The sequence below is a fragment of the Sphingobacteriales bacterium genome (genome assembly GCA_016700115.1).
Classification (GTDB): Bacteria; Bacteroidota; Bacteroidia; order Chitinophagales; family UBA2359; genus UBA2359.
Genome location: CP064999.1, coordinates 2,628,625 through 2,639,896 on the forward strand (window position 1 = coordinate 2,628,625; position 11,272 = coordinate 2,639,896).

Annotated in this window: 15 protein-coding genes; 9 read left to right on the forward strand and 6 right to left on the reverse strand. The window is 36.4% G+C overall.

Annotated elements, in window-relative coordinates; all coding sequences use genetic code 11:
* The first annotated feature begins 7 nt into the window (after positions 1 to 7).
* From IPM47_09385 to IPM47_09400, 4 genes are all read left to right on the forward strand, one after another.
* Positions 8 to 334, forward strand: coding sequence for a hypothetical protein (locus IPM47_09385; protein ID QQS31105.1), 327 nt, complete (start codon positions 8 to 10; stop codon positions 332 to 334).
* A gap of 47 nt (positions 335 to 381) precedes the next feature.
* On the forward strand, positions 382 to 1,305 hold the full coding sequence (locus IPM47_09390) for a 2-dehydropantoate 2-reductase (GenBank protein ID QQS31106.1): 924 nt from the start codon (positions 382 to 384) through the stop codon (positions 1,303 to 1,305).
* 116 nt (positions 1,306 to 1,421) lie between these two features.
* Positions 1,422 to 1,898: a DNA starvation/stationary phase protection protein gene (locus IPM47_09395; GenBank protein ID QQS31107.1), complete on the forward strand. Its 477-nt coding sequence runs from the start codon at positions 1,422 to 1,424 to the stop codon at positions 1,896 to 1,898.
* Between the two features lie 40 nt (positions 1,899 to 1,938).
* Positions 1,939 to 3,126, forward strand: coding sequence for an SAM-dependent methyltransferase (locus IPM47_09400; GenBank protein QQS31108.1), 1,188 nt, complete (start codon positions 1,939 to 1,941; stop codon positions 3,124 to 3,126).
* A gap of 157 nt (positions 3,127 to 3,283) precedes the next feature.
* Here the strand turns inward: IPM47_09400 and IPM47_09405 are convergent, their stop codons facing one another.
* From IPM47_09405 to IPM47_09430, 6 genes are all read right to left on the reverse strand, one after another.
* Positions 3,284 to 3,661: a hypothetical protein gene (locus tag IPM47_09405; protein ID QQS31109.1), complete on the reverse strand. Its 378-nt coding sequence runs from the start codon at positions 3,659 to 3,661 to the stop codon at positions 3,284 to 3,286.
* Between the two features lie 233 nt (positions 3,662 to 3,894).
* Entirely contained in the window at positions 3,895 to 4,386 is a 492-nt protein-coding gene (locus IPM47_09410; GenBank protein ID QQS31110.1) for a hypothetical protein, read from the reverse strand.
* Complete coding sequence (locus IPM47_09415) at positions 4,383 to 4,814, reverse strand: hypothetical protein (GenBank protein ID QQS31111.1); 432 nt, start codon at positions 4,812 to 4,814, stop codon at positions 4,383 to 4,385. Before IPM47_09415 ends, IPM47_09410 begins: the two co-directional genes overlap by 4 nt.
* Entirely contained in the window at positions 4,774 to 5,964 is a 1,191-nt protein-coding gene (locus tag IPM47_09420; GenBank protein QQS31112.1) for a DUF4221 family protein, read from the reverse strand. The genes IPM47_09415 and IPM47_09420 overlap by 41 nt, the downstream gene beginning before the upstream one ends.
* Positions 5,965 to 6,120: 156 nt before the next feature.
* Positions 6,121 to 6,426 (reverse strand): hypothetical protein, encoded by a 306-nt coding sequence (locus tag IPM47_09425; protein ID QQS31113.1) that lies wholly within the window; start codon positions 6,424 to 6,426, stop codon positions 6,121 to 6,123.
* Between the two features lie 519 nt (positions 6,427 to 6,945).
* Positions 6,946 to 7,218, reverse strand: a complete 273-nt coding sequence (locus tag IPM47_09430) for a hypothetical protein (GenBank protein QQS31114.1) — start codon at positions 7,216 to 7,218, stop codon at positions 6,946 to 6,948.
* A 266-nt stretch (positions 7,219 to 7,484) separates the two neighbouring features.
* On the opposite strand from IPM47_09430, the gene IPM47_09435 reads away from it, so the two are divergent.
* The 5 genes from IPM47_09435 (at position 7,485) to IPM47_09455 (ending at position 10,927) form a co-directional block, all read left to right on the forward strand.
* The gene (locus IPM47_09435; GenBank protein QQS31115.1) at positions 7,485 to 8,303 is read left to right on the forward strand and encodes a helix-turn-helix transcriptional regulator; all 819 of its coding nucleotides are present in this window, start codon (positions 7,485 to 7,487) and stop codon (positions 8,301 to 8,303) included.
* 60 nt (positions 8,304 to 8,363) lie between these two features.
* Complete coding sequence (locus IPM47_09440) at positions 8,364 to 8,771, forward strand: DUF1761 domain-containing protein (protein QQS31116.1); 408 nt, start codon at positions 8,364 to 8,366, stop codon at positions 8,769 to 8,771.
* A gap of 18 nt (positions 8,772 to 8,789) precedes the next feature.
* Entirely contained in the window at positions 8,790 to 9,365 is a 576-nt protein-coding gene (locus tag IPM47_09445) for a DUF4287 domain-containing protein (protein QQS31117.1), read from the forward strand.
* Positions 9,362 to 10,324 (forward strand): PD40 domain-containing protein, encoded by a 963-nt coding sequence (locus IPM47_09450; GenBank protein QQS31118.1) that lies wholly within the window; start codon positions 9,362 to 9,364, stop codon positions 10,322 to 10,324. Before IPM47_09445 ends, IPM47_09450 begins: the two co-directional genes overlap by 4 nt.
* 174 nt (positions 10,325 to 10,498) lie before the next feature.
* Entirely contained in the window at positions 10,499 to 10,927 is a 429-nt protein-coding gene (locus tag IPM47_09455) for a hypothetical protein (protein ID QQS31119.1), read from the forward strand.
* The last annotated feature ends 345 nt before the right edge of the window (positions 10,928 to 11,272 follow it).

The following is an 11,272-nucleotide window of genomic DNA, read 5'->3' on the forward strand; positions in this document are numbered from 1 at the left end:
TAAGTATATGGCATCTTATAAAGTGAAAAACAAAAACGAAGAATTTTCGGTAAAAAGCCGGGCTTTTTCAATCATCAACCAAATTGCCGAAGCGAATCAATTGAAGCCCGATAAAAAATATATTCATACTGATACTTTGGGCTTTTTTGGACAACCCTATCATTATTTCAAGTTTTGGATCGTGCCGGAAAAGGAATTTACCATTATCAATTTCGATTATTGGGGAACACATACCAATAGAAAAAAAACAACGTACCAAAACTTCTTTAACCAAACGACAGACTCTTTGAAAACAAATTTTATCTTAATTGAAAAAAAGGAAAATAATTTTTAAGAATTATAACGAATGGTTTTAAAAGTGCAATGCTAATGAGAGCAACTATGAAAATTTTAATAGCAGGTATTGGTGGAGTAGGGGGATATTTTGGAGGGCGTTTAGCACAAAAAAATCACAACAACCCTAACTTAGATATTTATTTTTTGGCAAGAGGCGAGCATTTAAAACAAATTCAGCAACATGGGTTAAAGGTGATAAACAAAACTGGAGAAACCTTTACCGCAACTCCTAAACTTGCTACCGATGATGTTTTTCAAACAGGAGTTGCCGATTTTATTCTTATTTGTACTAAAGGGTATGATTTAGAACAGACTATTTTACAACTCAAACCATGTATAGCAGAACATACGATCATTTTACCGCTACTAAACGGAGTAGATGCTAAAGAAAGGATTCAACAGTTTTTACCTGAGACCAAGATATTACAGGGTTGTGTCTATATTGCTTCTCATAAGAAAGAGGCAGGCGTGATTGAAAATGACGGGCAATTTCAAAAGATTTTTTTTGGAGATGGTACTACTGACAATCCGAGTTTGATCTGGCTCGAAAAAACGATGAAAGAAGCAGGAATAGATGCAACATATTCAAAGAATATTTTGGCAGTTACCTGGGAAAAATTTATTTTTATCTCTCCTATTGCTACGGCAACTTCTTTTTTCAATACTTCTTTTGGCCCGCTTTTAAAAGATCATGAACCAACGGTTGTTCAACTGATTGACGAGATAATCAAGGTAGCTCGTTCCAAAGGTATTGAAACACCCGAAGAAATTGCCGAAAAAACACTCAACCGATTGAGATTGCTGCCTCCTGAAAACACTTCTTCCATGCACCGTGATTTTAAAGCCAATCATCAAACCGAACTAAATTCACTGACCGGTTATGTCGTGAATCAAGCAAAGGATTTACAAGTCGAAACACCGGTTTACAATAAGGTTTATTTTCAATTGCTGATGAAAGCCAAAAGGTAGCCAATCAATAGTAAAAGAAGCATAAAGCAAGTTGAAAAACTTGTTGAAAAAAGTATTGATAAAACTTATCAATTTTTTAACTGTTATTCTTCTAACATACTAAATTAGTAAATACAATGAAAAACGTAAATGCCATTGGTTTAGACCGAACCATGTCTCAAAATCTGGCCTCGAAACTCAATGAGTTATTGGCCAATTACTCCATTTTTTACCAAAACACCCGGGGATTTCATTGGAATATTAAAGGCGAGAAGTTTTTTGAACTTCACTTAAAATTTGAAGAACTTTACAACGACTTGTTACTAAAGATTGACGAAGTTGCCGAACGAATTTTAACGCTTGGCTATTCACCCAACCATAATTATTCAGATTATCGCAAGGTTTCCAAAATTGAAGAAAGCACTTTTGTAAGTGATGGTATGGAAGCTGTTGGCAATATTTTAAAATCCTTTCAGACCATTATTATACTTCAACGAGAATTGCTCGATTTGTCTTCAGAAGCAGGCGATGAAGGAACAAATGCACTGATGAGTGATTATATCCGGGCGCAGGAAAAGTTGGTCTGGATGTATTCTGCTTTCCTCAACAAGTAACTGTATGCCTGCATACCTGTAAAGGTTCAATATCCACGATATGGAGAGTGCGATTCGCAATTTTGTTGATGAAATAGACAAAAGCCTGAAGAAGGGAACTTTTGTAAAAATCAGCATGGGAAATTACCGTGGTCAGGAAACAGAGTTAAAAAAAATTTATGCCAAAATTGCCCTTATCAAAAAGGAATCGAAACTGAGTTTTACTTTTCGATATAAAACAAAAGACATTGTTAAAAACTATGGCCTTATAGAAGCTGTATCAGTCATTGAAAGCCAGATAAGCACTCAAAGTTTTAGGCATGTCGCACTTTGTACCATCGAAAGTGATTTTCAATTAGAATTCAACAAAAAATGGAATTTAAAAAAGAATCCTCCTGTATTTAAAACCTTGCCCTCGACAGAACATGACAACACAAAAAACAGAAAAATTGAAACAACCGGAAAACGGTATCTTCACGAACTCGGCATTACCGACAGTTCGGGAAATGTTTACAAAGCAAGTCAGGACAAATACCGGCAAATCAACCATTATATAGAGGTGTTGAGTTCTCTGCTTAAAGAACTACCTAATCGTGAAGTAACCAATGTGGTGGATATGGGAGCAGGAAAAGGATATTTAACCTTTGCGCTCTATGATTACCTGAATAATGTTCTTAAAACACCGTTAAAAGTAATTGGGGTAGAATACAGAAAAGATTTGGTAGTGTTATGCAACCAAATTGCCCAAAACTCCGGTTTTCAGGACTTGCATTTTGTCGAAGGCTCTATCGAACAATACGAAAACAATGATGCCCATGTTTTAATTGCCCTTCATGCTTGCGATACCGCAACAGACGATGCAATCTATAAAGGAATAACCGGACATGCCGATTTGATCGTGGTTGCCCCTTGTTGTCATAAACAAATCAGGCGAGAGATGGAAAAACATAAAACCCATACTGAATTAGACTTTTTGCTCAAACACGGGATATTTTTAGAACGGCAAGCCGAAATGGTAACTGATGGTATCCGTGCTTTAATCTTGGAGTATTATGGTTACTCAACAAAAGTGTTCGAGTTTGTTTCCGATGCTCATACCCCGAAGAATGTGATGATTACCGCCCTAAGAAAACAACATGCAACTGTTGATAAAGAAGGCATTTTAAACAAAATCAAACACATAAAAGCATATTTAGGGATCGGGTATCATCATTTGGAACGGATGATGGGGTTGGAAATAGGAAAATGATGCAGGAATTTTAATAGCTCGTTATCTTTTCAGTGGCAATACAGCCCACCTTAGTAAAAACACAGCAACAACTAATGCCAATTCACCAACTAAAAGAACCCACTCCAGCACCCGACCTCCCCCGGACTCTCCAAAGGAGCTAATCTTGTAGAGGTTTTTATCTCAGAGATTTTTGCACGGAGTTTATACCAACATGATTTAATTTTGAGCCATCGCATAAAGGTGAAGAAGAAATACGAGAAGTCGTCTCGTAAATTGAGAAGGCAAGAAAAAATTGCCTCATGTTTTGAAGGTTATCCACAGAGAACCCTTTACCAAATTCTACGGCAAGCCGTTTGGATAATTCCTTTAAAATCTGCTTACCATAATCAGCCCGTTCTTTACCTTGCTGTTCATCTTCCACAATCATCCGCCCTATTTCATAATAGATATAAACCATCGTTTGGTTAAGGGCACGCACCACATTTTGCCTTGCTGTTTGAAGCAATCCGGCAATTTTTGCATACAATTCATGGGGGCGAATATCCTTACTCATACATCAATCCCTATATTTTTAGATAAACGTTACCGCAAAGTTACTCGCAAAGTTTCGCAAAGCATATTCAGTGCTATTCTTTGATCTCCTTTGCGGTTAAACTTTCACCTATGTCCTCATTGCTTTTGATGAAAAAAGGGAAATGCAGGATTCAATTTTAGAACGTGACCGGCACTATTTATGTCTAAAATATATAACAATACACCGTCTAAGCAGAATTAATGAAAATTTATTTATGGATTTGCCGAACAATGATTGCTTTCCAAAAAATGATTTAAAATTAGTGGGAGGCTTTCTTCTACAAGAGAAGTATTATAAACCAGATGAGTGTCTTGAAACACATACATTTTACTGTAAGGGTTTAACAAATCATATCGGGCAAGCGTGTCGGGTAAAACGGAAACCGGTGTACTGTTCCTTGCATTTTGCGCTATATGGGTAACGGCAGAGTCGGGATTGGCAATAATAAAGCATTTCCGGCAGGGTAACGGGGCGATTTCTTTTAAAAACAGTCTCACTTTTTCGGTACACGAACCGCAAAAAGAAGAATTAACCAAAAGCACAACATGGCGGGTGTCATCAGGATTTATTGCACATACACGCTTTAAAAAATCAACGGTAACGGTATCGGGCATTTCATTTCTTTTGCTGATACCGGCATTGTCGGAGCTTAAACAACCCGACCAAAGAGCAACAAACAAGAAACACAACAATACCGGCTTCATAACAACTTTTTTATTTTCTTTTTACCGGGAAGGATAAGGAGGTTGTAAACCGAAAACAGACCGTATTGTGTAAGTGTGAGATTGCTGATTTCCTTAAACTCAAACCGGTCGGACGTTTTTAACGGGTCTAAAATTTTGGCATTGGTGTTTTCGCAAACCACCAGAATTCTACTGCCTTTAGCGGCAAGCATGTAATTGATAAGATGCTGCCCGCAGTATTTGGTCGAAGTGCAAAAATTGAAATGAACTATAAAAACCTTATCATAATTACTTATAAATATAGTGGAGTCAATTATGGGCAACATTTTGTCAAATTGACTGTAGTTGGTATTTTGTTGCGCATAAACCGGACTACATAAATACCAATACATCAAAATAGGTAAAACACTATTGAGTAGCAAAGTTGATTTTGAGTATATTAAATCCATTTATAGTAGCTTTTTTAAGAGGTCCGAGATTTAACAACAATCCCTGTTTGGAAGCCACAGCAAAAAATATTGCATAATAATCCTCGGGTAAAAGGGACTCTCCTATGATGTTAAAATTTTCGTCCAATACCATAACTGAAAGTCTTCTATCTTTATAAGTATTAAAAAATCCTTGTTCATTTTTTTGCGGCATTGCCAGTATAAAAAAGCGATAATAACATTTTCTAAACGGGTCATAAACTAACCGTTCATAACGTGCACTATTCATAAAATGCTTCCATAAAAAATCTTTGGTTTCTGGATTGCGTTTAAAATTTATAGGCAAAATCGTATCTGTTTGGTAAGAACTTTTACATGAGAATCGTTCTACTGTTTTGCCTTTAGTATCATAAAGCCAGATTTCAGGCAAACCTTCAAAAGTATATATAATTTTGCTTTCAAAATAATATTGATGAATTCTATCTAATAACCCGTAATCGTTTTTAAACATAATAAAAGGATATTGAAGTCCGGGAAAACTAATTTCATTTGTTATAAGGTTATATGCAGCGGTTAGCGGAAAATCATAGTTTCTATTATGATTTAGGTTTGTTACAGGAAAAAAAAGCAAACTATCTTTATTGATAAAAATTTCATTACAATGATCTAAGGATTCGCTGACAATTAGTTTTTGATGAATCATTCGGGGATGATTATTGATGGTAGTAATTAGTTGATAATTATTACTGTCAGTCATACTATATAAGTTGCTATTCTGAAGAAGACAAAATATTTTTTTCTGTCCCCAAACACAACTTGACATGTCTCCACAAACATTTTCTTTAAAAGGCAAATAGTATGTTGAATGAAATTGTAAATTGTCAAGGTTATACATGTCTATTGTGTTATTTACACAATTCTGCAAAATAACCAAAGCCGAATCTTCTCTGTTCGTTGTCGCTGTATGATTACTTCCACCATAGTCAGCAATCATCCCTTCAGGGGAAATCTTAAGAGAATCAAAATTGAACTTTATTAAAGAGGGGTACTTTGCTTGCGCTTTATCATTAATAGGTATTCCTCCATAGTTATCCTTATACTTGTTTGCGATGTTACATGAAACAAAACACAACATCATAAAGGATAATGAAAAGTAACAAATCACTTTCATAAATAGAAATTATTATTTTATCAATATTGAAACAAAGAGCAAAATGCTAATTAATTGTTGTATAATAGAACAACAACATTGCATCTTGCTCTTGATTAGAAATTCTAAATAATACTTTTGCAAAACTTCTTTAAATTAGCACTATTAATAACCTGCTTAACAGTTAAGACAGTAAGTACACCCAAATGCAGAACTACAATCGTTACCGCCACTAATGCATTTTATTCCAGGTAAAAGTTCATCAGTAGTGCAATATAAGGTTTTATAATACCAATTTCTTTCTTTCTCCTGCTCATATTTTTCCCACTTATCTTTAAATTGACACGGGATAATTTTGTTGTTCGGAGTTTTCCAAACACAATCGGTTTTAGCTTCTTCTGTTATTAAATTAGAATCTTCCTCTTTTGAACAGGAAACAATCAACAAAAATAAGCACACAAGTAAAAAAGTTACAATCTTCATGATAAAAAACGTTTAAAATTTTTGCCTACACTAACGCTTTCAGCAATTGCGCCATAAGTCGGTTTTTGGTGGTGTTATGGAAAAACCGCCTATTATTACCTGAGGTAGTGGGTATTAAACTTTGCGCACTTGTTTTATACCGGCAAACTATCTATGTTTAGGCAATAACAACCATTTTCTTGTTCGTATTTGGTAATTAACCATTTAACAAATGCAAAAATCCCCCCCCTTATGACATTTCCAAATTTTTGCAAATTTATTTTGTCATAATTTTGTCATTTTTTTAAAAATAAGCCCGAATAATAAAGAAAAACAATGCTCAAGAAGTTGAAATCTTCGTTTTTGTTGAAACAACAACCCAAAAGTTGTGGGAAATTATAGTCGTCAACTTAAACTACCTGCCGCAGCATTTCTTTTAGGTGCAGCAAAGGAAAATTTATTTAAGGATTTGCCGAACAATGATTGCTTTCCAAAAAATGATTTAAAATTAGTGGGAGGCTTTCTTCTACAAGAGAAGTATTATAAACCAGATGAGTGTCTTGAAACACATACATTATACTGTAAGGATTTACCAAATTCTACGGCAAGCCGTTTGGATAATTCCTTCAAAATCTGCTTACCATAATCAGCCCGTTCTTTACCTTGCTGTTCATCTTCCACAATCATCCGCCCTATTTCATAATAGGTATAGACCATCGTTTGGTTAACGGCACGCACCACATTTTGCCTTGCTTTTTGAAGCAATCCGGCAATTTTTGCATACAATTCATGGGGGCGAATATCCTTACTCATACATCAATCCCTATATTTTTTTAGATAAACGTTACCGCAAAGTTACTTGCAAAGTTTCGCAAAGCATATTCAGTGCTATTCTTTGCGCTCCTTTGCGGTTAAACTTTCACCTATGTCCTCATTGCTTTTTATGAAAAAAGGGAAATTATTTAATCACATTTCCTAAGTGAAATTAGGTGAAGTGAGCGCAATACAATAACATTTACCTAACTTTGCTGTATATGCAGACAATCCCAAAAACGATGGCTTGATATGATATCCCTTCCATGATTTTCGAAACCCATTTCCCAGCTTTCCCGCTCAATCAGTTTATTGAGAGTTTCGTCTATTACAGAGACTTTAACCCCGTTCATTCAATAGACCGGTTTTTGCCCGATGGTAATGTGAATGTGGTGATTGACCTGACCGACTATCCCAAATTCATATATGACAATCACACGTTAAAGGAAATTCAGACCTGCAAACAGGTTTGGTTTTCGGGTATCAGAAATCATTACATCACTATTCCTTCAGGGCGGGATAGCGAAATGTTTATCATCAATTTTCACAAAGGCAAGGCTTATCCGTTTGTTGAAATCCCGCTACATGTTTTGACGGACAGTGTGGTAGATGGAGATTTGGTGATGACCAACGAAATTTTGAACATGAGGGAAAAGCTGCTTTCTTTAGAATTGGTAAAGCAAAAGTTTTTGTTTGCCGAAACCCATCTGCTTAACATGTTTAGACACAAACTTTTCGTTAATCCGTTTGTGGACTACGCCGTCAACCAAATTCTTCAAAAGCCAAATCAAACAAGCATTGAAAGGATCTCGACAAAAGTAGGGTTTTCACAAAAACATCTTATCAAACTGTTCAAAGAACATGTCGGACTGACACCTAAAGGGTTTCTTAAAATCATTCGTTTTCAGAAAGCAATCCGCGAAATTGAGAACAACAAAACTGCCGATTGGACAGGCATCGCTTTTGATAGCGGTTATTACGATCAAGCCCACTTTATCAACGATTTCAAAAGCTATTCCGGTTTTACCCCTGCTCAATTTATTCGGGCCCAAAGTGAGTTTACCAATTACATAGCAGTTGGGTGAGGTAAATTTTTTCCAATACACAACCAACCTATTTTTGTTCCTTTGTATAAAAAAAGGACAATGGAACAATTTTACATCAATCATTGGGCAGTGCTGACTTGTGCGGTTGTCAATTTACTGTTAGGGGCAATTTGGTATTCCCCCATGCTTTTCTACAAGGCGTGGATGAAGGAAAACAGCTTTACGGAAGAAGACATTCAAAAGGTAAATCCAGCAAAAACTTATGGCATAACCTTAATTATCTCTTTCTTCATCAGCTACAATCTTGCTTTCTTTCTTGGAGACGATAAAACCGATATGGTTTGGGGAACTACGGCAGGGTTTCTTGCAGGCTTTGGCTTCTCTGCTTTAATCTTTACCGTTGTCGCGCTTTTTGAACAGCGTTCGTGGAAGTATATTTTAATCAACGGTGGTTATATCACCCTCTATTTTACATTGATTGGCTTCATTCTTGGTACTTGGCGGTAATTACTAAAAAACATCATCATGGCAAAAACATCGGGCGAATTTGAACGGGAATTTATAGACACTGCAAAAGAAAAAACAGGAAAAACGTTGCAGGAATGGTTAGATGTGGTGAAAACATCGGGTTTGGCGAAGCAAAACGAAATATTGGATTGGTTAAAAAGGGAGTATGGGTTAAATCACATGCAAGCCTCTCTTACAGCCGGAATATTTTTAAACAACGGTGAAGTGGTTTACGGAAATGAAAACGCTTTGCTGGAAAACCAATTTGCTAAATGTGCGGACATGCGTCCTTTATTTGATGCAGTTGCCGAAAAGATTATGTCGGAATTTGAAGGAACACAGTTAATCCCAAAAAAGACTTATTTGTCGTTTACCGCAGTTCGTGAATTTGCAGCGGTGAATGTAAAACCCAAAGAAATCCGGTTAGGTCTTGACCTTGGGGATGAACCATTTACCGAAGTGATACAAAAATCGAAACTTACCGGGCCAATGCCTCGTATTTCTCACATGATTTCCATTACCAACTCCAATCAAATTGACCGCGATTTGTTGGAACTATTAACCAGGTCATATAACCGATGCCACAAACAATGAAATACCTGCTATTGCCGATAGCAGTATTCGTTTGCTTCCTCTCTTGTGGAAAGTTGCCTGTAAAAACTCAAAGTTCGGATAAGGAATACCGCATAGCCTACAATATTCACCTTCCCGATACCTCTAAAGACGATTGGGAAATATTTTCGATGAACCTTGACGGATCGGATAAAAAGAACATCTCCAACCATCCTGATGTAGCCTGGACTTATCATGCTTATCAAAATCGCCTGTTTTTTATCAGCGACCGAGATACTTGCTATCGTTGCTTCTTCCTTTATGAAATGGATGCTGAGGGTAAGAACATTAAAAAAGTTTCCGCGCTACGTTTGGAAGATAGTTGGATGAGTAGCCGGAATAACGGACAAGAGTTGGTAGTTACCGGTCGTAAAGGCAATCAACTCCGGCATCAACTATTCATAGTAAATACCCTAACGGGCAAATATTCTCAAATCACTTCCGACACTATTGCGCGTTATGGTGATCCCTGCTTTTCTCCGGATGGAAAACAGATTGTTTATTCGTTCAAACAAAACAAAAGGGATAAAGCCACCCACGAAGAATTGTTTTTGATGAACGCCGATGGAACAAACAGCATACAATTAACGCATTATCCCGAAAACAACCCTTCCGCCAAAGAATACGGCTATCGTGCAGGTTCAGCCAAATGGCACCCAACCGAAAACTTTATCTCTTATGTTTCCAAACAAGACGGCAGGCATAGTATTTTTGCCATCACCCCTGACGGCAAAAAACAATGGAAACTGATTGAAAACGAACTATCGGAAGGTTGGCATGACTGGAGTCCGGATGGGAAATGGGTAGTTTTTAACAGCTCAGACAACGAAGAAAGCCAATATCATATAACCCTGATGAACTGGACAACAAAGGAGAGTAAACAACTTACCGATAACAAGTTTAAATCTCAATTATCTCCGGTTTTTGTTGAACTAAAGTGATTGTTATTATTAACACTCATCTTCAGTATAAACACAAATTAAGATAAAAAGGCAATGGCAGATAAAATTTAATTATTTGACAGTTGACAGCATAACCGGATGCATCAGTATATTATACCATTACGTTGTCAAAAATAACCCACCCAATTTAAAGACTTTAACTAATCATGTGTGGTGCAAAATCAAATCATAGTTGGTATAACAACCAAAAAGCTCAAAACTTTAAGGCATCGGGTTAAAGCTTTAAGGCATCGGGTTAAAGCATTAAGGCATCGGGTTAAAGCATTAAGGCATCGGGTTAAAGCATTAAGCTATCCGGTTAGAGCTTTAAGACATCGGGTTAAAGCATTAAGACATCGGGTTAAAGCATTAAGCTATCCGGTTAGAGCTTTAAGACATCGGGTTAAAGCATTAAGACATCGGGTTAAAGCATTAAGACATCGGGTTAAAGCATTAAGGCATCGGGTTAAAGCATTAAGGCATCGGGTTAAAGCATTAAGGCATCGGGTTAAAGCATTAATCCATCTGATTAAAGCATTAATCCATCCTGTTAAAGCATTAATCCATCCGATTAAAGCTTTAAGCTATCGGGTTAATTTTTGAAGAAAATAGGGTTAAAAATGAAGAATTGGAGGGGGGATTATTTTTCTGAGGTCATCGCTTTAAGCGAAGATTTCCTTTTCTGATTGTTTTACGGGTGATAGCCGTACATTTGCTTTTTTCTTGAAAAAGCATCACCCAACTGAAAGATAAAATTCAAAAACTATTTGACTGTGCCAATAAAAAGTGGGAAGGCGTTTTTCCCGAAAGCACTAATACCATTACGTTGTCAAAAATAACCCACCCAATTTAAAGACTTTAACTAATCATGTGTGGTGCAAAATTAAATTAGACTTGGTATTAGGCAGGACTGATTCGCTTTAAAGTTTAACTTTATTCAGTTATCTT